The organism is Janthinobacterium sp. LPB2021202312-11-4, from assembly GCF_037049705.1.
In the GTDB taxonomy this organism is placed as follows: Bacteria; Pseudomonadota; Gammaproteobacteria; order Pseudomonadales; family Pseudomonadaceae; genus Aquipseudomonas.
The window spans coordinates 34,821-54,672 of sequence record NZ_JBAGKV010000001.1 but is presented as its reverse complement, the minus strand read 5'-3'; the positions used below and the strand labels follow the sequence as shown (position 1 = coordinate 54,672).

Genomic DNA, 19,852 nt, shown 5'->3' with positions numbered 1-19,852 from the left:
GGTCTTGGCGGGCAAAAAACAAGCCGAGGATTATACCTGAGCTATGACCTCACGCGCCAGTTGAGGTCGGGGTTGATACAGCCATATTGCGTTTTAATAGGTCGCGCATCTGATTTGCGATCTGATTTGCTTCCTCCGCGGTCAGTCCTGGCTGCCTTGCTTTTCTGATAAGTGCTTCCAGGCTATCCGTGTGTTGAGATGCGGATAGCCTAGTAATGGTGTCTAAAAACTGTTGTTCAAGGTTATCGCCTTCAATCAGCCATTCCTTTTCTGCCAATGCCTTGAGCAAACGCCCCTGTTCGGTCCCGTGCCAGCGCGCCATCAACTGAATTGAGTTTAGCTTAGGATTTTTTTGCACGGCCTCAATAAGGGCCACCAGCAACTGCGCGTAGGTATTGCTCTCATTGGCGAAGTGGTTGGCGGTTTCTACCCGGCCGGCCAGATCCGGATGATGGATGAGCGTGCGAAGTGCGATCAGGGTTGGTGCTTCGACGGCAATCGGCGTGCGCGGGGCACTTTGTTGATCGCGATCACCGCCACGCTTGCCGTTTTTGTCCCAGGGCTTCTTGTCCCACTTTTTGCCGCCGGCGCCGGGTTTCTTCGGTGTCCACTCCTGCTGCGGCGCATACATCTCTTGTGACTGTGGCTGATGGTAGTCGCTGTAATCCGGCATGGCGTCGTAATCGATGCCCGGGTCGTAGGCCGGTGGTGCGTCCTGGGGTGCGCTTTGCACCAGTTGGCTCACGGCTTCGCCGCTAAGCCCGGTGATTTCGGTCAAGCGCTGACGCATCAGGATGCGCAGGTTGGCGCCCGGGACTTTATCGATCAGCGGCGCGGCGAGGGTGGCCATGTGGGCCTTGCCTTCGAGCGAACGCGGGTCCGATTCCTCGGTCAGTTGCTGAAAGAAATAATCCGCCAGCGGTTGAGCATGTTGATTGATTCGCGCGCGGAAGGCATCAGTACCTTCGGAGCGAACCAGCGTGTCCGGGTCTTCGCCCTCGGGCAGGAACAGAAAACGCGCCCGTCGCCCATCCTGCAGGCACGGCAGCGCCGCTTCCAGTGCTCGCCAGGCGGCGTTACGCCCGGCCTGGTCGCCGTCAAAACAGAACAATACGTTGGGCACGACGCGAAACAGTCGCTTCAAGTGCTCTTCGCTGGTAGCGGTGCCCAGGGTTGCGACGGCATTGCGCAGGCCTTGCTGGGCGAGGGCGATAACGTCCATGTAACCCTCGACGACAATGATTTCGTCGAGGTTGCGATTGTTCTTGCGCGCTTCATAAAGACCGTAGAGTTCCTGGCCTTTATGAAACACCGGGGTTTCCGGCGAGTTCAGGTATTTCGGCTTGTCGTCGCCCAGTACGCGGCCACCAAACGCAATGATGCGCCCGCGACTGTCGCGAATCGGGAACATCACGCGATCGCGAAAGCGGTCATAGCGTTTGCCGGTTTCGGCGTTCTCGATCAACAGGCCGGCATCGACCATGGCTTTCTGTTGCAGGGTATCGCTGCTCAAGTGTTTGAACAGGTTGTCCCAGCCGGGCGGAGCGAAGCCGAGGCCAAAGTCGCGGGCGATCTCACCGGTCAGGCCGCGACCTTTCAAGTAGTCCACAGCCGCTTTGCGCGATGGATGGCTTTTCAGGGCCTGCCGGTAAAAATCGGCGGCGGCGGTGAGTAGCGGGTACAACGGCGAATCGGTCGGCTGTCGCGGTTTGTGCGGGCGGCCGCTTTCTTCGCGGGGGATTTCCATGCCGGCGGCTTTGGCCAGTTCTTCGACAGCCTGGACGAAATCCAGATTGTCGTGGTCCATCATGAAGCCGAGGGCGTTACCGCCAGCGCCGCAACCGAAGCAGTAATAGAACTGTTTGTCGGGGCTGACGCTGAAGGAGGGGGTTTTCTCTTTGTGAAACGGGCAGCAGGCGGTGTAGTTCTTGCCGGCTTTTTTCAATTGCAGGCGCGAGCTGACCACATCGACGATGTCGGTGCGGTTCAGAAGGTCGTCAATGAAGCTCTGGGGAATTAGCCCGGCCATGGCGTTCTCGTCATCTGCGCTGATGGGTCCAAAACGAACGGCGAACGGGCATGGGTCGTTGCTTGAGGCACACACGTATGTGGCTCGACCGGTGTCGTCTGCGTAATCGCTGTCGGGAAGTGTATCTGCCGAAAATCCACTGACGTTAGTACCAATCAGTATTCGACTATTTGAAAGTATTGCGCTGAAATCCGCTGCAGCCAAATGCTGGCCTCGGATAGCTCATAAGCGGGCACGCAAGCAGGTGCCTTGGGCTGATCGTCGTGAGAGGAATCAGTGGGTGTGCTCGTCAGTAGCCTTGGAAGGCTCGTCAGAAAAGACGTGCACCGCTGGCAAAAGAGCCAGGTCTGACGCTGTGAAGCAGGTTTGTCTCGGTCGCGTCTGCGGCTTTGACCTTGAAACATCAAGCGATTCCCGCAAATGCCATTAGCCCGGCTGAGGGCCGGGCTTGGCAGAAGCTTGCTACGAACGTCTGTGTATTAGTACAGACGAACGGCGCGGCGCTGTTCGCGCTGTACTTTCTTGGCGTGACGCTTAACAGCGGCTGCTGCTTTACGCTTACGCTCAGAAGTTGGCTTCTCGTAGAATTCGCGGCTACGAACTTCAGCCAGTACACCGGCTTTTTCGCAGGAGCGCTTGAAACGACGCAGAGCTACGTCGAAGGGTTCGTTCTCTTTTACTTTGACGGCTGGCATCCAGAGCTACCTTCATTCATTACCGGGGTCAACATCCTCGCGGCAAAAGAGCACTTGAAGACGTCGGTTTTTAAGGGTTGCGGATGTTAACTCCTCATTGACCGGAATGCAAAGCCTCTGATCGAAAACCGCTAGTCGGGGCATCCCGTGGCGACTATTATGCGCGCCTTCGAATTCAGCCTAAACAAGGCGAAAACCCATGCTAGTACTGGGATTAGAAACCTCCTGCGACGAAACCGGTGTCGCACTTTACGACAGTGAACGCGGCCTGCTGGCCGACGCGCTGTTCAGCCAGATCGACCTGCACCGCGCCTATGGTGGCGTGGTGCCGGAGCTGGCCTCTCGTGATCACGTCAAACGCATGCTGCCCTTGATTCGTCAGGTGTTGGCCGAGGCTGACTGCGTGCCGACCGAGATCGATGCGATCGCTTATACCGCCGGACCAGGCCTGGTCGGAGCCCTGCTGGTCGGGGCTTCCTGCGCTCAGGCGCTGGCGTTTGCCTGGGGCATTCCGGCCTTGGGTGTGCACCACATGGAAGGCCATTTACTGGCGCCAATGCTGGAGTCGCAACCGCCGGAATTTCCGTTCGTCGCTTTGTTGGTGTCGGGTGGTCATACGCAGCTGGTTCAGGTCGACGGAATTGGCCAATACACGTTGTTGGGCGAGACCCTCGACGATGCCGCCGGTGAAGCCTTCGACAAGACCGCGAAGATGATGGGGCTCAATTATCCGGGCGGCCCGGAAATCGCGCGTTTGGCGGAGCACGGGCTTGCAGGACGTTTCACTTTTCCGCGTCCGATGTGCGATCGCCCAGGCCTGGCCTTTAGCTTCAGTGGCTTGAAAACCTTCGCCCTGAACACCTGGCAGCAGTGCGTCAGCGCCGGGGACGACAGTGAGCAAGCCCGTTGCGACATCTCGCTGGCGTTCCAGCAGGCCGTGGTGGAGACTTTGACCATCAAGTGCAAGCGCGCCCTGAAAGCGGCGGGCATGAAGCGTCTGGTGATCGCTGGGGGCGTCAGCGCCAACAAGGCATTGCGCACCTCACTGGAGAAAATGCTCGGCGACATGCAGGGCGATGTGTTTTATGCGCGTCCCGAGTTCTGTACCGATAACGGCGCGATGATTGCGTTTGCCGGTTGCCAGCGTTTGCAGGCAGGCCAGCATGAAAGCCTGGCGATCAGCGTGCAGGCACGTTGGCCGATGGAGCAATTGTCGGCGCTGTGATGCGGTGCGGGATGAGCGACGCTCATGTCCGGTATTTAAAAATGCCGTTCGCGCCCGGCAAACAGGTCGCGTAGATTGCCGCGATGGCGCCAGACGATCAGCCCGGTGAGTGCGCTCATGGGCAGCAATGCCGCCGGCTCTTGCCAGGCGAGCAGAGGCAGGGTCAGTGGTGTGGCGATCAGTGCCGCCAGTGAGCTGGTGCGGGTCAGGTAGAACGTCAGCAGCCAGGCGCAGATCGCCAGCAAGGCTGCCGGCGGGTACAGGCCCAGCAGCATGCCGGCGGCAGTGGCGACGCCTTTGCCGCCGCGAAAGCGGAAGTACAAGGGGAAGAGATGGCCGATGACGGCGCAAACACCGATCCAGGCCTGATCTTGCAACGAAAGGCCGATAACGCCGGCGATCAGGACGGGAACCAAGCCTTTGCAGAGATCGCCTAGCAAGGTCAGGACGGCGAGTTTCTTGCCGGCCAGGCGCAACATGTTGGTGGCACCGGCATTACCCGAGCCACTCATTCGCGGATCGGGGTTACCGGTCAGGCGGCTGAGCAAAATGGCGAAGGACAGCGAGCCGAGCAGGTAGGCGAAGGTCGCCAATAACCAAAACATGCTAACTATTCCGGGCGAGGACGCCCTGATTCTAACGGCGCATTGCGCCCTTGTCGTGCAGTGGAGAGAAGTGCTTGGACAGAGTGTTTATCGAGGGCCTGGAAGTCGACACCGTGATCGGTGCCTACGACTGGGAGCGCGGCATCCGACAATGCCTGCGACTTGATCTGAGCTTCGCCTGGGACAATCGCCCGGCAGCGGCGGGTGACGACCTGACCCTGGCCCTCGACTACGCGAGTGTTTCGTCGCGAATCCAGGCATTTGCCGAGCAGGCCCAGTTTCAACTGGTCGAAACCTTTGCCGAGCGCCTGGTCGAAGTCCTGATGAGCGAATTCAAGATCACCTGGATGCGCCTCAAGCTGACCAAGCCAGGCGCCGTTCCGGCAGCCACCGGTGGTGTGGGCGTGGAGATCGAGCGCGGATGTCGCTGACTCAGGTGTACCTTGGGCTCGGTAGCAATATCGAGCGCGAAACCCATTTGCAGGCTGGCCTGGAAGCCCTGGCGGGTTTTCTCGTGGATATCCGCTGCTCGGCCGTGTTCGAAAGCCAGCCGGTGGGGATTAAGAGCGGGCCGTTCTTCAACTTTGTGGTCAGTGCCTACACGGATCTGCCGTTGATGGAACTGGATCGCCGATTGAAATTCATCGAGGCAGATAACGGTCGCTATGCGCCGGATCGCAAGGGTTTGCCGCTGGATATCGATGTGTTGCTGTTCGGTGATCTGGTGGGCAACTTCGATGGTCTGATCCTGCCGCGAGCAGAGATTCTCAAAAATGCCTTCGTGCTCTGGCCGTTGTCGCTGATTGCACCGGACAGAGTGCATCCGGGCGTAGGCAAAAGCTTCGCGACCTTGTGGGACGAAGCACAGATTGATCAAGTTTTGGCACCAGTGGCTTTTGAGTGGCGCGGCGAGCCGTTGACCCCTTCTGATTTGTTGTAACGCAAAAGATCGCAGCCTTCGGCAGCGCCCACAGGCGCGTAGGAGCTGCCGAAGGCTGCGATCTTTTGATCTTGCTTAAGCCTGTTCTTTGTAGGCTTTCAACGCCTTAAGCCGCTCCCTCTTGATCGCTTCACCCAACTCCGGCCCCTTGAATCCCTTCTCCAGCAACGGTTGCACCGCCACACTGCGGGCCGCCATCGCCGCCCCGCGCAAATAATCCGCCTGTGGATAACTTCTCTGCTCCAGGCCTTTGCGCCCTCGGGCATCCATCTCGCACGCCGCAATAAACTCCTCGAACCGCTGCGGCCGCCGGTACACGTCAAAACTCTGCAGTAACTCCAGTAAAGTCGACGGTTTCAGCTCCAGCGCACGATGGCCGTGGGTGTGAAATTGGCCGACGAGCAGCGCCAATTCCTGGCAATCCCTTGGTGCCTTGAAGCGTTCATTGACCGCTTTGATCAGCTTCAGGCCCGTGTGCTCGTGGGCGATGTGCCGTGGCCAGTCTTCCTTGGGCGTTAGCCCTTTGCCCAGATCATGCAGCAGGCAAGCCCAGCGCACGGTCAGCGGTTGCTTATGCAACGCCGCTTGCTCGAGCACGCTCAAGGTATGGATGCCGGTATCGATTTCCGGGTGATGGGCTTCCGGCTGTGGTACGCCGAACAATGCGTCGACTTCCGGCATCAGCACTTTGAGCGCATCGCACGCGCGCAGCACTTCAATGAACACCTGTGGCTGGTCTTCCATCAGGGCGCGGGAGATTTCTTTCCAGCTACGCTCGGCCGTCAACGCTTCCAGTTCGCCGGACTCGCTGAGTTGGCGCATCAACTCCAGCGTCTCGGGCGCGACGGTGAAACCCAATCCGGCATAGCGTGCCGCAAAGCGCGCAACACGCAGGACCCGGAGCGGATCTTCGGCAAACGCGGGGGAAACGTGACGAAGCACGCGAGCCTCAAGGTCGCGTTGGCCGTGATACGGATCGGTCAGGTTCTGCTGATCGTCTTCGGCCATGGCGTTGATGGTCAGGTCGCGACGGATAAGATCTTCTTCGAGGGTGACTTCGGGGCTGGCGTGAAAGGTGAAGCCGCCGTAACCGCGTCCGCTTTTACGTTCGGTGCGGGCGAGAGCGTATTCCTCACCGGTTTTGGGGTGAAGAAACACCGGAAAGTCCGCGCCCACCGGGCGAAAACCCTGGGCGAGCATTTCTTCAGTGGTGGCGCCTACCACGACCCGGTCGATGTCAGTGACAGGTATGCCCAGCAAGCGATCGCGTACGGCGCCGCCGACTTTATAAATCTGCATAAAAAACCTCCGTTAGCTCGACAGAATAACCGTTGCGTCGAACTTCCGGAGGCAGAAACAGAATCAAAGGTGAATGACAGCCAGATCGAGCCGACCGTAATCCCCCTCGGCGTGCTCGCTTCTGGGCGGAACGTGATGGACTTTCATCACTTGGTCGCCTTGCAGGGTTTCCAGGTGAATGTCGAAGCCCCAGAGCCGGTGCAGGTGCTTGAGCACTTCGTCGGTGGACTCGCCCAGCGGTTTGCGGTCGTGTTGCTGATGGCGCAGGGTCAATGAGCGATCACCACGCCGGTCGATGCTGTAGATCTGGATGTTGGGTTCGCGATTGCCCAGGTTGTACTGGGCCGCCAGGGTTTCACGGATGATCCGGTAGCCGGGTTCGTCATGAATCGCCGGGACCAGCAAATCGTCCTTCTGGTCATCATCCAGAATGCTGAACAGCTTCAGGTCGCGGATTACCTGGGGTGACAGGTATTGCAGGATGAAACTCTCATCCTTGAAGCTGCTCATGGCGAATTTAATGCTCGACAACCAGTCGGTGCCGGCGATTTCCGGGAACCAGCGGTAATCCTCCTCGGTCGGGTGTTCGCACATGCGCCGGATGTCCCGGTACATGGCAAAGCCCAAGGCGTAGGGGTTGATGCCGTTGTAGTAGGGGCTGTCAAAACCTGGCTGCATGACCACGCTGGTGTGGGATGTCAGAAACTCCATCATGAAACCGTCGGTGACCAGGCCTTCGTCATACAAGTCGTTCATCAGCGTGTAATGCCAGAACGTCGCCCAGCCTTCGTTCATCACCTGAGTCTGGCGCTGTGGATAGAAATACTGCGCGATCTTGCGCACGATCCGCACGATTTCCCGCTGCCATGGTTCCAGCAGCGGTGCGTGTTTTTCGATGAAGTACAGGATGTTTTCCTGAGGTTCGGCGGGGAAGCGCGCGTTGTCCTTGTCGCTGTACTTGTCCGCGCCTTTGGGAATGGTGCGCCACAAATCGTTGATCTGTTTCTGCAAATGCTCTTCGCGATCCTTCTGCCGGCGACGTTCTTCTTCGGCGGAAATCGGATAAGGACGTTTGTAACGGTCAACGCCGTAGTTCATCAGCGCATGGCAGGAATCCAGCAGGTCTTCCACCGCGTCGATGCCGTGGCGCTCCTCGCACTGCATGATGTACTGCTTGGCGAACACCAGGTAATCGATGATCGAACTGGCGTCGGTCCAGGTGCGGAACAGGTAATTGCCCTTGAAAAAACTGTTGTGGCCATAGCAGGCGTGAGCCACCACCAGCGCCTGCATGCAGATGGTGTTTTCTTCCATCAGGTAGGCAATGCACGGGTCGGAGTTGATCACGATCTCGTAGGCCAGGCCCATCTGGCCTCGGGAGTAGGATTTTTCGGTGCTGAGGAAATGTTTGCCGTAGGACCAATGGTGATAACCCAGCGGCATGCCGACGGAGGCATAGGCGTCCATCATTTGCTCGGCGGTGATCACCTCGATCTGGTTGGGGTAGGTATCCAGGGCATAACGGGCCGCCAGGCGACTGATTTCTTTGTCGTAGGCCTGGATCAGCTCGAACGTCCATTCGGAGCCGGTGGAAATGGGTTGGCGTTTCTGCTCTTTGGCGGTCATGTCACTAACCTGCGCTGGAAGAGTTCACGGAAGACCGGATAGATATCCCCGGCCGAGACCAGTTGCTGTTGGGCAAAGGTGTCAGAAAAGGCTTCGGCGATGCGTTCGTACTCGAACCACAGGGCCTGGTGTTCGCGCGGTGTTATCTCGACATAAGTGTAGTACTGCACGAATGGCATGATCTGGTTGATCAGGATGTCGCGGCAGATCGGCGAATCGTCGTTCCAGTTATCGCCGTCGGAGGCCTGGGCGGCGTAGATGTTCCATTCATTGCTCGGATAACGCTCGGCCATGATCTCCTGCATCAGTTTCAGGGCGCTGGAAACAATGGTGCCGCCGGTTTCCCGGGAGTAGAAAAACTCTTCCTCGTCCACTTCACGCGCACTGGTGTGGTGGCGGATGAACACGACGTCGATCTTGTCGTAGTTACGCTTGAGAAACAGGTACAGCAGGATGAAGAAGCGCTTGGCGATGTCCTTGGTCGCCTGGGTCATTGAGCCGGACACGTCCATCAGGCAGAACATCACCGCTTTGGAGCTGGGGTTGGGTTGCTTGATGAGCAAGTTGTACTTGAGGTCGAAGGTGTCGAGGAACGGCACCCGGTGAATCCGCGCGCTGAGTTTCTCGATTTCCGCTTCGATTTCCTGAATGTCGCCGAAGTTGTCCGGTTCCTCCCGTTTGAGTCGGGCCAGTTCCTCTTTGGCGTCGCGCAGCCGCGCACGACTGCTGCCGGAGAGAGCGATACGCCGGGCGTGGGCCGAGCGCAGGGTGCGGATGATGTTGATCCGCGACGGGTTGCCCTCGTTGCTGATGCCCGCACGAACGGTCTTGAAGGTGTCCGTGCCGGTCAGGTTGCGTTTGACCAGGTTCGGCAGTTCGAGGTCCTCGAACATGAATTCGAGGAATTCCTCCTGGGTGATCTGGAAGACGAACTCGTCCATGCCTTCGCCAGAGTTGCCGGCCTTGCCGGGGCCTCTGCCGCCGCCACCGCTGGGTGGCCGGGCAATGTGCTCGCCGCTGGTGAATTCCTTGTTGCCGGGGTGCACGACGGTCTGCTTGCCGCCGCGCCCGTGGTGAAGCACCGGCTCGTCGATGTCGCGGCCGGGGATGCTGATCTGTTCGCCATGTTCCATATCGGTAATGGAACGCCGGCTCACCGCCTCTTCGACGGCTTTCTTGATGTGATCACGGTAGCGCCGCAGGAACCGCTGGCGGTTCACCGTGCTCTTGTTCTTGCCATTGAGACGTCGGTCGATCACATAGCTCATGACTGCTCCTTAGAAGCTGTCCTGAAAGGGGCGAGCGGTTATGCAGCATCGGACCGGTGCCAAGGGATGTACACGCTCCCCCAAGCGCTGTTGGATACTGCCTGAACCTCGTTACCGACTTTCGAACACCTTCCAGAGGTCTGTGTAACAGAAAATGCGCACACAGGCCTCTGGCTGACGACAACCGGTCTTACCGGCAGCGGGTTACTGTGATTTTCTGACCCGCAGGTACCACTCGGACAGCAGTCGTACCTGTTTGTCGGTGTAGCCGCGCTCGACCATCCTTGTGACAAAGTCGTTGTGCTTCTGCTGATCCTCTTTGCTGGCCTTGGCATTGAAGCTGATGACCGGCAGCAGGTCCTCGGTGTTGGAGAACATTTTCTTCTCGATGACCACCCGCAGTTTTTCGTAGCTGAGCCAGGTCGGATTCTTGCCGTTGTTGTTGGCCCGGGCACGCAAGACGAAGTTGACGATTTCGTTGCGGAAGTCCTTCGGATTGCTGATGCCGGCCGGTTTTTCGATTTTCTCCAGTTCTTCGTTCAGGGCGACGCGGTTGAGGATTTCGCCGGTTTCCGGGTCGCGGTATTCCTGGTCCTGAATCCAGAAGTCGGCGTACAGCACGTAGCGATCGAAGATGTTCTGGCCGTACTCGCTGTAAGACTCGAGGTAAGCGGTCTGGATTTCCTTGCCGATGAATTCGATATAACGCGGCGCCAGGTATTCCTTGAGGAAGCGCAGATAGCGTTCGCGGGTTTCGGCCTGGAATTGTTCCTGTTCGATCTGTTGTTCCAGCACGTAGAGCAAATGCACCGGGTTGGCGGCGATTTCGTGCGGGTCGAAGTTGAAGACCTTGGACAGGATCTTGAACGCGAACCGGGTCGACAGGCCGTTCATGCCTTCATCGACACCCGCGTTGTCGCGGTATTCCTGGATCGACTTGGCTTTTGGATCGGTGTCCTTGAGGTTCTCGCCGTCGTACACACGCATCTTGGAGTAGATGTTCGAGTTCTCCGGCTCCTTGAGGCGCGAGAGCACAGTGAACTGGGCGAGCATTTTCAGGGTGTCGGGCGCGCAATGGGCCTTGGCCAGCGAACTGTTGAACAGCAGCTTGTCGTAGATCTTCACTTCGTCGCTGACCCGCAGGCAGTAAGGCACTTTGACGATGTAGATCCGGTCGATGAAGGCTTCGTTGTTCTTGTTGTTGCGGAAGGTGTGCCACTCCGATTCGTTGGAGTGCGCGAGCAGGATGCCGGTGAACGGAATCGCGCCCAGGCCTTCGGTACTGTTGTAGTTGCCTTCCTGGGTGGCGGTCAGCAATGGGTGCAGCACCTTGATCGGTGCCTTGAACATTTCGACGAATTCCATCAAGCCCTGGTTGGCCCGGCACAGCGCGCCCGAGTAGCTGTAAGCGTCGGCGTCGTTCTGCGGGAATTCTTCCAGTTTGCGGATATCGACCTTACCGACCAGCGCCGAGATGTCCTGGTTGTTTTCATCGCCGGGTTCGGTCTTGGCCACGGCGATCTGGTTGAGGATCGACGGGTAGAGTTTCACCACGCGGAACTGGCTGATGTCGCCGCCGAATTCGGCCAGGCGTTTGGTGGCCCATGGCGACATGATGGTGTTGACGTAGCGCCGAGGGATGCCGAAGTCTTCCTCGAGGATCGCGCCATCTTCAGTGGCGTTGAACAGACCCAGGGGCGACTCGAATACCGGCGAGCCCTTGATCGCGTAGAAGGGCACTTTCTCGATCAGTTGTTTGAGCTTTTCGGCCAGGGACGATTTACCGCCGCCGACGGGGCCCAGCAGGTAGAGGATTTGTTTCTTCTCTTCCAGGCCTTGGGCGGCATGGCGGAAATACGACACGATCTGGTCAATGCATTCTTCCATCCCGTGGAAGTCTTCAAAGGCCGGATAGCGGCGGATCACCTTGTTGGAAAAGATTCGCGACAGTCTCGAGTTGGCCGAGGTGTCGAGCAGCTCCGGTTCACCGATGGCCAGCAGCAGACGCTCGGCGGCGGAAACGTAGGCGCTGCGGTCCTTTTTGCACAGCTCCAGGTACTCTTGCAGCGAGAGTTCTTCCTGGCGTGTGGACTCGAAGCGTTGTTGGAAGTGGCTAAAGATACTCATGACGTCACCTCGCTCGATACGTGGAGCCGACGCCGGATCACTCAGTCGATGCTGGCAGCGACCACATAGGCAGTCACTGTTTACCCCCCAGAACTCTTTCGCGGCTGACAGCCTTGAAAGTTACTCCCGATGATCCGCGCGCCGGTGTACCGGCTCTCCCCTGTTTTGGATGGCCTGCGCTTAAGGATAGTTGGGAATTCAGGAGGTAAAGGCGAGATACGTAATTAGTTGTGGCAGACCGTTCGTCTGCCACCGCGCGAGCCGGGGCTTGCGCGTTACAAAAAAATTATTCTGAGGTGCCTTGAGCGGTTTCCGCTGGATAAGTCGTGCGCCACAGCTCAAAACCGCCATCCATGCTGTAGACGTCGGAGAAGCCCTGGCTGATCAGGTAGGCCGCTGCGCTCTGGCTGGAATTGCCGTGATAGCAGACCACCACGGTCGGTGCGTCGAGGTCGGCAGCACGGATGAAATCCGCGATGGACACGTTGTCCAGGTGCCGGGAGCCGGCGATGTGCAGCGCGGCGTAGGTTTGCGGATCGCGGACATCGACCACCACTGCGCCTTGTTCGCGCAGGGCCTGGGCCTGTTCTGGGGGGATACGTTTGAATTCGCTCATGGCGGGCTCCTGTGGCTCGGCTGAAAGCGCAGTCTAGCGCTGGGCGCTGGCTGACGTTTGTTCGGGAATAGGGGAGGCGACTGGCGGTTTGCTGTGGCCCGACTCGTCGCATTTGCAGCTCAGGCGTTCAAGGGTGTCGACGTTCATCAGGGTCATGGCGCCGCCCCAGACGCAACCGGTGTCGAGGGCAAAGATGCCTGGCTCGTCGCACTTGCCTTCAAGGGCTGCCCAGTGACCGAAGATGATCTTCAGGCCTTTGGTCTTGCGCTCCTTGTACTTGAACCAGGGCTTGTAGCCCGGTGGCGCGGTGTCGACGCCTTCCTTGCCCTTGAGGTCGAGCTTGCCGTCGCTGGTGCAGAAACGCATGCGAGTGAAATAGTTGGTGATTACCCGCAAGCGTTCGACGCCAGTAAGGTCACTGTTCCATTTGGTCGGCTCGTTGCCGTACATGCCATCCAGGTACGGTGCGAAAAGGTTGTCGTCGCGCAACGCGGCTTCGACTTCACCGGCGCACTTCAAGGCTTTACGCAGGGACCACTGAGGCGGGATACCGGCATGGACCAGGGCGATGTCGCGCTGTTCGTCGTAGTGCATGAGCTTTTGCTGACGCAACCACTCCAGCAGTTCGCCGCAATCCGGCGCCTCAAGAATCTCACGCAGGGTGTCAGCTTTCTTCAGGCGTTCGATGTTGCTGCCGGCCGCCAATAAATGAAGATCATGGTTGCCGAGTACGCACACCAGGGATTCGCGGATGCTATAGAGGAAGCGCAAGGTGTCCAGCGACTGCGGGCCACGGTTGACCAGGTCGCCCACCAGCCACAGTTTGTCCCGGGCAGGGTCGAAGGCCACTTGTTTGAGCAGGCATTGCAGCGGTTCGAGGCAGCCTTGCAGGTCGCCGACGGCATACGTCGCCATCAGTGCAGGGCTCCGGGCACCGCCAGGCGGAATGGCGCGATCACGGCGTCGAAGTGCTTACCGTCGTCGGCGATCATCTGATAAGTGCCTTGCATGGTGCCGACCCGAGTGGTCATCACCGTGCCGCTGCTGTAGGTGTGGTTTTCACCGGACGGGATCAGCGGCTGCAAACCCACCACGCCGGCCCCGCGAACCTCTTCCACATGCCCGTCACCGTCGGTGATCACCCAGTGCCGCGACAACAGTTTGGCCGGTAGCTCGCCATGGTTGTGCACGGTGATGGTGTAAGCGAAGGCAAAGCGGTTTTGCTCGGGTTGCGATTGTTCTGCCAGATAGCGAGTGACGACGCTGACGTCGACCTGATAACGGGGATCGGACATGCAAGAGGCCTTAAACGAAGCGGGACGCGGGGCGTAGCTGATGGGAATCAGTCTAGGCCAAGTACCGGGTAGTAAACCAGACATCGCGTCTGGCGTCCTACCCGATAACGCTAATCGCCGGTCAGTCGGCGGCGGGTGCTTGCAGGACCTGTTCGCTGAGCTTGTCGGCCAGGCGCACGAAAGCGGCCAGGTCGAGTTGCTCCGGACGCAGGCTGCCATCGACGCCGGCGGCTTCGATCTCGTCGTTGCTCAGCAGCAATTTGAGGGTGTTGCGCAGGGTTTTTCGGCGCTGGTTGAAGGCTTCGCGCACAACGCGTTCCAGCAGCTTGTGATCCTTGGCCGGGTGCGGCAGTACGTCGTGGGGCACCAGGCGCACGATGGCCGAATCGACTTTCGGCGGCGGGTTGAACGCACCCGGGCCAACGTTGAACAGGTGCTCGACCCGGCAGTGGTACTGAACCATGATCGACAGACGGCCCCAATCACCGCCCCCAGGCCCCGCCGCCAGACGTTCGACCACTTCCTTTTGCAGCATGAAGTGCATGTCGCGAATGATGCTGGCGTTGTTCAGCAGGTGGAAAATCAGTGGCGTAGAGATGTTGTACGGCAGGTTACCGACCACACGCAGGCTGTTCGGCGCGGCGTTCAGGCTGTTGAAGTCGAACTTCAGCGCGTCGCCCTGGTGCAGGTTGAAGTTGCTCATGCCGCCAAACTGCTGGTTGAGGATCGGGATCAGGTCCTTGTCCAGCTCTACTACGTCCAGTTGCGCGCCGCTGTTGAGCAAGCCTTGGGTCAGAGCACCCTGGCCCGGGCCGATTTCCAGCAGGCGATCTTCAGGTTTGGCGCGGATGGCGCGCAGGATGCGGTCGATAACGCCGGCATCGTGCAGGAAGTTCTGGCCAAAGCGTTTGCGCGCCTTGTGTTGGTAATGCTCGGTCATAAACGGGTCTCGGCCATCTGGTAGGCGGTTTCCAGGGCGACTTGCAGGCTGCCGGTGTCGATGTTGCCGCTGCCGGCCAGGTCCAGGGCTGTGCCGTGGTCCACCGATGTGCGGATGATCGGCAAGCCGAGGGTCACGTTGACTGCCGCGCCGAAGCCTTTGTACTTCAGCACCGGCAGGCCCTGGTCGTGGTACATCGCCAGCACCGCGTCGCAGTGCTCCAGATATTTGGGGGTAAACAGAGTGTCGGCGGGCAGGGGACCGCGAAGGTCCATGCCCTCGCCACGCAGGCGCTCTAAGGTGGGTTCGATGATGTCGATTTCTTCATGGCCCAGGTGTCCGCCTTCACCGGCGTGGGGGTTGAGCCCACAAACCAGGATGCGTGGCTGGGCGATGCCGAATTTTTCTTGCAGGTCGGCGTACAGAATCCGCGTGACCCGCTCCAGGCGCTCCGGGGTGATTGCATCGGCAATCTCGCGCAGCGGCAGGTGAGTGGTGACCAGCGCCACACGCAAACCGCGTGTAGCGAGCATCATCACCACTTGTGCGGTGTGGGTCAGGTCGGCGAGAAATTCCGTGTGCCCGGAAAAGGCGATCCCGGATTCATTGATCACGCCCTTGTGGACCGGCGCGGTGATCATCCCGGCGAAATGCCCGTCCATGCAGCCTTGGCCCGCGCGCGTCAGGGTTTCCAGGACAAAAGCCGCATTGGCCTTGTCCAGTTGCCCGGCGCTGACCTTGGCGTTGAGCGGTGTATCCCAGACGTACAAGCTGTTGGCCGGCGCAGGAACGTCCGGCCAGTTGTCCGGGGTGACCGGCAGCAAGTCGACGACCACGCCCAGTTGCGCGGCCCGCTCAAGGAGCAGGTCGCGGCTGGTAATGGCAATCAGGGGGTGTGGCTGGGCGTGCGAGGCGAGCAGCAGGCACAGGTCTGGACCTATGCCCGCCGGTTCGCCGGGTGTCAGCGCGAAACGCTTGGGTTTCACTGCGCTGCCTGGTCTGCACCAGGGAGTTTGATCTCTACGTACGCTTCGTCACGGATCTGACGCAGCCAGGTTTGCAGCTCTTCGTCGTATTTGCGGTTACGCAGTACGGTCATGGCTTGTTGCTCACGGGCCTGGGTGGTGCTGTCGGTGGCCCGACGGCCAAGGACTTCCAGGACGTGCCAGCCATATTGGGTCTTGAACGGCTTGGACAGCTGACCTTGTGGGGTCTTGGCCATCACTTCGCGGAATTCAGGCACTACGGCATTCGGGTCGATCCAGTTCATGTCGCCGCCGTTGAGGGCGGAACCCGGGTCTTCCGAGTAGCTTTTCGCCAGCTCGCTAAAGTCTTCGCCCGCTTCGATACGGGTGTAGAGCGATTGAGCCAGGGCCTTGGTTTTTTCTTCGTCGCGAATCGGGCTCGGTTTGACCAGGATGTGACGCACATGCACTTCGTCACGCATCTGGGTCTCGCCGCCACGCTTGTCGAGGATCTTCAAGATAATGAAGCCGCCCGGGGTGCGCATTGGCTGAGTGATATCGCCGATAGTCATGGTGCCCAGCATGCGATCGAACGGAGGTGGCAGTTGAGCGGCTTTACGCCAGCCCATGTCGCCGCCTTCCAGTGCGGTTTCGCTGGCGGATTTGGCGATTGCCAACTGACCGAAGTCAGCGCCTTGCTTGAGTTGCTGGTAAACCGCGTCTGCCTGTTTGGCTGCACTCTGAATCGCGTCGGAGTTGGCGCTTTCCGGCGTAGGAATCAGGATGTTGGCCAGGCGGAATTCTTCGGACAATTGCATTTTGCCCAGGTCGGACGCGAGGAAGTTCTTCACTTCCTGCTCGGACACCTGAATGCGCTCGGCCACACGACGCTGGCGCACACGGCTGATGATCATTTCACGGCGAATCTGGTCACGGGCGTCGTCGTAAGACAGACCGTCGTGAGCCAGGGCGGCGCGGAATTGATCGATCGACATGTTATTGCGCTGGGCAATGGTGCCAACCGCCTGGTTCAGTTCTTCATCGGTAATGCGGATGCCCGAACGGTCGCCGATCTGCAGTTGCAGGTTTTCGACGATCAGGCGCTCCAGTACCTGCTGGTCCAGCACGCTGGCCGGCGGTACGGCAGAGCCGCGTTTGGCGATGGTTTGCTGAACTTCGTGGACCCGTTGGTCCAGTTGGCTCTGCATGACCACGTCGTTATCGACGATGGCCACCACTTTGTCGATGGACTGCACTGCGGCGTTAGCCGCAGTACCCAGGAACAGCGCGCCCAGCATCAGCGGGCGCAGACAATCAGAAAGCTTGGTCTTCACGTTCACGATAACCTTGAATGCCTTTGTCGAGGAAGCTCTCTACCTTGGCGCCAGTCAGGCCGCCGAGTCCCTTCAGAACAATTTGGAGGAAGACGCCATGGTCGCCTTTTTCGTTTTGCGGGGCTTCTTGACTGAACTCGTCGTAGGAAACCCAGTAACGGTTGATCAGGCGCAGTTTCCAGCAGCAGTTGTCGTACTCGAAACCACCGAAGGCTTCCAGGGTACGGTTGCGGTTGTAGTCATACTGCCAGCGGCTGATGGCGTTCCATTGCGGCACGATCGGCCACATCACCGAGAAGTCGTGCTGCTGGATTTTGTAGTAATCCTTCACGTAGCCAGGCGTGCCCGGGGTGCCATAGTCACCACCGCCCACGGTCCATTTACCGGTGGTCTGGTCGTAACGGACCTGATCATTGCGATAGCGATAGCCGGCGTTGATGATCTTGTTCGGGTTGTCTTCAGGCTGGTAGTGGAACATCGCGCTACCCGAGCGTGGGCTGCGGCTGTCCGGGTCCCAGTTGTAGTCGGCCGTGGTGCGCCAATCGCGGTTCCAGCGGTATTCGTATTCCAGGGCATAAGGCGAAACATTGGAATGTGCATCCTGGCGTGTTTTCGCGTCGATACCTGGCAGCTGAACTTCACGATCCTTGAAGTACAAGGCTTGGCCAACACTGATGCGCTGACGTTCGAAACCGTTGTCTTCGATCCAGCGGTTGGTGATGCCCAAGGACAGTTTGTTCTCGTCGCCGACACGGTCGGAGCCGGAGAAGCGGTTGTCGCGGAACAGCGATGCGTAGTTGAAGGTGTACTCGCCCGAGTCGAATACCGGGATGTCTTGCTGATCTGTCTCAGGAACGTAGAGGTAGAAAAGGCGTGGTTCAAGGGTCTGGCGATAGTTTTTGCCAAACCATGTGGTGTTCCGATCGAAATACAGTCCGCTGTCGATGCTGGCGATTGGCACGCCACGATTCTGATTGCGACTGAAGGTACCGTTCACACGGTCTTGCTCTGCACTTTGCAAGGCGATGTCACTTTTGCCTTGGTTGTCCAGATCCAGATCATATTGTGTGTACTGATACTTGAGCGATGGTTTCAGGAAACCATAGGTCCAGTCCAACGGGAGGCTGACACCTGGCTTAAGGTTCAGGCGATTACCGTTGGCGCGGGCTAAACCAAACACATTTGTGTCGAGACGTGCAGCAGTTGTACCGTCCTCGTTGGTGAAGTTGCCTTTAAGCAGATCTCGCTCGAACCGCACAACTTCAGTTTCGTAATCGAAATTCAGGCCGTTTGGGTGTGTCGGCAACTGACCATTGAAGGTGATTTGCGGCAGGCGGTCATATGGAGTGATGTCCGAAACGGTCGCCAACTGATAGGCCTGGACATTTAAGCGGGCGGTATAACTGTCGCCACGATAAGTCACAGAACCTTGCTGATTCACGTAATCCTGGCTTTTCACGCCAATCTGGTCAGTCTGCAGATCCTGGAAGTAATAAGGATCGCTGATCTTGGTGTAATCGACCTGCGTGAACACGCGCGAATCGAGGCCACCCTTGTGCTGCCAGTTGTACATGTAGCGGGTTTTTTCGTAATCGGTCTGCTTGCTGCGATCGGTATCGTCGTCGTTGAGGTACGCGGCGCCGAACTGACCTTCACTGGACTTGGTCAGGTAACGGAACTCGCCTTCCACCAACATGCCGCGCTTGCTCATGTAACGCGGATACAACGTGGCATCGTAGTTCGGTGCCAGGTTGAAGTAGTACGGCGTGACCAGCATGAAGCCGGTATCGCTGCCGGTGCCGATGGTCGGCGGCAGGAAACCGGATTGGCGACGGTCGTCGATCGGGAAGTAGATGTACGGCGTGTACAGGACTGGAATGTCCTTGACCCGCAGTGTCACGTTGGTCGCGGTACCGAAACCGGTGGCCGGGTTCAAGGTGATGTTGTTGCCCTTGAGCTGCCAGGCGTTGCTGTTCGGTTCGCACGTGGTGTACGTACCATCCTTGAGGCGGATGATCGCGTTCTCGGCACGTTTGGCGTACAGCGCGTTACCGCGGATACGGGATTTGTGCATCACGTATTCGGCGTTATCGACCTTGGCTTCACCGGTGTCGAGCTGCACGTCGGCGTGGTCGCCCACGATCAGCGCGCCGTTGTCACGAATACGCACGTCGCCATTGAGTTCGGCGCGGCTCTCGGCCTGATACAGGCTGGCCTCGTCGGACTCGACCTGCATGCTGCCCTGACGCAACACGACGTCACCGGCCAGCGTGCCGACCTGATCGTCAGTGTTGTAGCGCGAAGCCTTGGCGCCGATAAAGGTCGGTGCGTCGCTTTTATTCGTCTTGTCATTCATGCCAGGACGAATTGGTTCGATATAGGAACCAGAGCAGTAAGGACCGGTTTCGGCCAACTGCGCAGCGGTGAGCTTCTCACGCGGAACCCAGTCGAGGTGACTGTAGTCTGCGCTACGGGACTTCAGACCACGGCCCTTGGCTTCGGTCACAAGTGCCGTTTTGGCACCGGTGTCCTGCTCGGAGCTGCCGGAACTGTTGCCAGCCGGAGCTTCGCCAGTTGCGGAGACTGCGCTGCCGTCATGGACGGGCCGCGGCGGCAATGCGGCTGCCGGCGACTTGGGCGCACAGTCCCAGGCACCCGAAGCAGAGACTGAGCAGTCATACTGTTCCGCGGCGACCACGTAGGAAGTGGCTAGGGGTTGCAGGGCCAGCAGACTGCCGGTAACCAACAACGGAAATTTTTTACGAAACGCGGGGGATTTCAATGCCATCTTATTAGTCCGGGCTTCCTGCGTGCCATCTGCCCGCGGTGTGGGCCGCACGCCTCTCGATGGTCTGAAAAAGATGCTGGATAATAAAGCATGACCCGCT

At 58.9% G+C, this 19,852-nt stretch carries 17 protein-coding genes; 3 read left to right on the top strand and 14 right to left on the bottom strand.

Annotated features, from left to right (window positions below):
• Positions 1 to 49 precede the first annotated feature (49 nt).
• Positions 50 to 2,029, bottom strand: coding sequence for a DNA primase (dnaG, locus tag V5E99_RS00255; RefSeq protein WP_499800021.1), 1,980 nt, complete (start codon positions 2,027 to 2,029; stop codon positions 50 to 52).
• Between the two features lie 479 nt (positions 2,030 to 2,508).
• Positions 2,509 to 2,724 carry a 30S ribosomal protein S21 gene (gene rpsU / locus V5E99_RS00250; RefSeq protein WP_002551877.1) on the bottom strand — a complete coding sequence of 72 codons (216 nt, stop codon included), beginning with the start codon at positions 2,722 to 2,724 and terminating at the stop codon, positions 2,509 to 2,511.
• Between the two features lie 199 nt (positions 2,725 to 2,923).
• Here rpsU and tsaD point away from each other — a divergent pair, with 199 nt between their 5' ends.
• On the top strand, positions 2,924 to 3,949 hold the full coding sequence (gene tsaD, locus V5E99_RS00245; RefSeq protein ID WP_499800019.1) for a tRNA (adenosine(37)-N6)-threonylcarbamoyltransferase complex transferase subunit TsaD: 1,026 nt from the start codon (positions 2,924 to 2,926) through the stop codon (positions 3,947 to 3,949).
• A gap of 35 nt (positions 3,950 to 3,984) precedes the next feature.
• On the opposite strand, the gene plsY is transcribed toward tsaD, so the two are convergent.
• On the bottom strand, positions 3,985 to 4,554 hold the full coding sequence (plsY, locus tag V5E99_RS00240) for a glycerol-3-phosphate 1-O-acyltransferase PlsY (RefSeq protein WP_499800017.1): 570 nt from the start codon (positions 4,552 to 4,554) through the stop codon (positions 3,985 to 3,987).
• A gap of 83 nt (positions 4,555 to 4,637) precedes the next feature.
• Between plsY and folB the strand changes: the two genes are divergently transcribed.
• Together folB and folK are read left to right on the top strand one after the other, a co-directional pair.
• Entirely contained in the window at positions 4,638 to 4,985 is a 348-nt protein-coding gene (gene folB, locus V5E99_RS00235; RefSeq protein ID WP_499800531.1) for a dihydroneopterin aldolase, read from the top strand.
• Positions 4,976 to 5,494: a 2-amino-4-hydroxy-6-hydroxymethyldihydropteridine diphosphokinase gene (folK, locus tag V5E99_RS00230; RefSeq protein ID WP_499800015.1), complete on the top strand. Its 519-nt coding sequence runs from the start codon at positions 4,976 to 4,978 to the stop codon at positions 5,492 to 5,494. The genes folB and folK overlap by 10 nt, the downstream gene beginning before the upstream one ends.
• A gap of 75 nt (positions 5,495 to 5,569) precedes the next feature.
• Here folK and V5E99_RS00225 read toward each other — a convergent pair whose 3' ends face one another.
• The 11 genes from V5E99_RS00225 to V5E99_RS00175 form a co-directional block, all read right to left on the bottom strand.
• Positions 5,570 to 6,793, bottom strand: coding sequence for a multifunctional CCA addition/repair protein (locus tag V5E99_RS00225; RefSeq protein WP_499800013.1), 1,224 nt, complete (start codon positions 6,791 to 6,793; stop codon positions 5,570 to 5,572).
• 63 nt (positions 6,794 to 6,856) lie between these two features.
• Complete coding sequence (locus V5E99_RS00220) at positions 6,857 to 8,419, bottom strand: SpoVR family protein (protein ID WP_499800011.1); 1,563 nt, start codon at positions 8,417 to 8,419, stop codon at positions 6,857 to 6,859.
• Positions 8,416 to 9,687 (bottom strand): YeaH/YhbH family protein, encoded by a 1,272-nt coding sequence (locus V5E99_RS00215; RefSeq protein ID WP_499800009.1) that lies wholly within the window; start codon positions 9,685 to 9,687, stop codon positions 8,416 to 8,418. The genes V5E99_RS00220 and V5E99_RS00215 overlap by 4 nt, the downstream gene beginning before the upstream one ends.
• 204 nt (positions 9,688 to 9,891) lie before the next feature.
• Positions 9,892 to 11,814: a PrkA family serine protein kinase gene (locus tag V5E99_RS00210; protein WP_054044143.1), complete on the bottom strand. Its 1,923-nt coding sequence runs from the start codon at positions 11,812 to 11,814 to the stop codon at positions 9,892 to 9,894.
• A gap of 286 nt (positions 11,815 to 12,100) precedes the next feature.
• Positions 12,101 to 12,430: a thiosulfate sulfurtransferase GlpE gene (gene glpE / locus V5E99_RS00205; RefSeq protein WP_499800007.1), complete on the bottom strand. Its 330-nt coding sequence runs from the start codon at positions 12,428 to 12,430 to the stop codon at positions 12,101 to 12,103.
• A 33-nt stretch (positions 12,431 to 12,463) separates the two neighbouring features.
• Positions 12,464 to 13,345: a symmetrical bis(5'-nucleosyl)-tetraphosphatase gene (locus V5E99_RS00200; protein WP_499800005.1), complete on the bottom strand. Its 882-nt coding sequence runs from the start codon at positions 13,343 to 13,345 to the stop codon at positions 12,464 to 12,466.
• Positions 13,345 to 13,725, bottom strand: a complete 381-nt coding sequence (gene apaG, locus V5E99_RS00195; protein ID WP_499800003.1) for a Co2+/Mg2+ efflux facilitator ApaG/CorD — start codon at positions 13,723 to 13,725, stop codon at positions 13,345 to 13,347. Before apaG ends, V5E99_RS00200 begins: the two co-directional genes overlap by 1 nt.
• Before the next feature lie 121 nt (positions 13,726 to 13,846).
• Positions 13,847 to 14,665: a 16S rRNA (adenine(1518)-N(6)/adenine(1519)-N(6))-dimethyltransferase RsmA gene (gene rsmA / locus V5E99_RS00190; protein WP_499800002.1), complete on the bottom strand. Its 819-nt coding sequence runs from the start codon at positions 14,663 to 14,665 to the stop codon at positions 13,847 to 13,849.
• On the bottom strand, positions 14,662 to 15,651 hold the full coding sequence (gene pdxA / locus V5E99_RS00185; protein WP_499800001.1) for a 4-hydroxythreonine-4-phosphate dehydrogenase PdxA: 990 nt from the start codon (positions 15,649 to 15,651) through the stop codon (positions 14,662 to 14,664). Before pdxA ends, rsmA begins: the two co-directional genes overlap by 4 nt.
• Positions 15,648 to 16,964 (bottom strand): peptidylprolyl isomerase SurA, encoded by a 1,317-nt coding sequence (gene surA / locus V5E99_RS00180; protein ID WP_499799999.1) that lies wholly within the window; start codon positions 16,962 to 16,964, stop codon positions 15,648 to 15,650. Before surA ends, pdxA begins: the two co-directional genes overlap by 4 nt.
• Entirely contained in the window at positions 16,945 to 19,752 is a 2,808-nt protein-coding gene (locus V5E99_RS00175) for an LPS-assembly protein LptD (RefSeq protein WP_499799998.1), read from the bottom strand. Before V5E99_RS00175 ends, surA begins: the two co-directional genes overlap by 20 nt.
• Positions 19,753 to 19,852 lie beyond the last annotated feature (100 nt).

Excerpts from the sequence above, each read along its gene's own strand:
- dnaG (WP_499800021.1), bottom strand. The coding sequence starts at position 2,029 with ATGGCCGGGCTAATTCCCCAGAGCTTCATTGACGACCTTCTGAACCGC.
- rpsU (WP_002551877.1), bottom strand. The coding sequence starts at position 2,724 with ATGCCAGCCGTCAAAGTAAAAGAGAACGAACCCTTCGACGTAGCTCTG.
- tsaD (WP_499800019.1), top strand. The coding sequence starts at position 2,924 with ATGCTAGTACTGGGATTAGAAACCTCCTGCGACGAAACCGGTGTCGCA.
- plsY (WP_499800017.1), bottom strand. The coding sequence starts at position 4,554 with ATGTTTTGGTTATTGGCGACCTTCGCCTACCTGCTCGGCTCGCTGTCC.
- folK (WP_499800015.1), top strand. The coding sequence starts at position 4,976 with ATGTCGCTGACTCAGGTGTACCTTGGGCTCGGTAGCAATATCGAGCGC.
- V5E99_RS00225 (WP_499800013.1), bottom strand. The coding sequence starts at position 6,793 with ATGCAGATTTATAAAGTCGGCGGCGCCGTACGCGATCGCTTGCTGGGC.
- V5E99_RS00220 (WP_499800011.1), bottom strand. The coding sequence starts at position 8,419 with ATGACCGCCAAAGAGCAGAAACGCCAACCCATTTCCACCGGCTCCGAA.
- V5E99_RS00215 (WP_499800009.1), bottom strand. The coding sequence starts at position 9,687 with ATGAGCTATGTGATCGACCGACGTCTCAATGGCAAGAACAAGAGCACG.
- V5E99_RS00210 (WP_054044143.1), bottom strand. The coding sequence starts at position 11,814 with ATGAGTATCTTTAGCCACTTCCAACAACGCTTCGAGTCCACACGCCAG.
- glpE (WP_499800007.1), bottom strand. The coding sequence starts at position 12,430 with ATGAGCGAATTCAAACGTATCCCCCCAGAACAGGCCCAGGCCCTGCGC.
- V5E99_RS00200 (WP_499800005.1), bottom strand. The coding sequence starts at position 13,345 with ATGGCGACGTATGCCGTCGGCGACCTGCAAGGCTGCCTCGAACCGCTG.
- apaG (WP_499800003.1), bottom strand. The coding sequence starts at position 13,725 with ATGTCCGATCCCCGTTATCAGGTCGACGTCAGCGTCGTCACTCGCTAT.
- rsmA (WP_499800002.1), bottom strand. The coding sequence starts at position 14,665 with ATGACCGAGCATTACCAACACAAGGCGCGCAAACGCTTTGGCCAGAAC.
- V5E99_RS00175 (WP_499799998.1), bottom strand. The coding sequence starts at position 19,752 with ATGGCATTGAAATCCCCCGCGTTTCGTAAAAAATTTCCGTTGTTGGTT.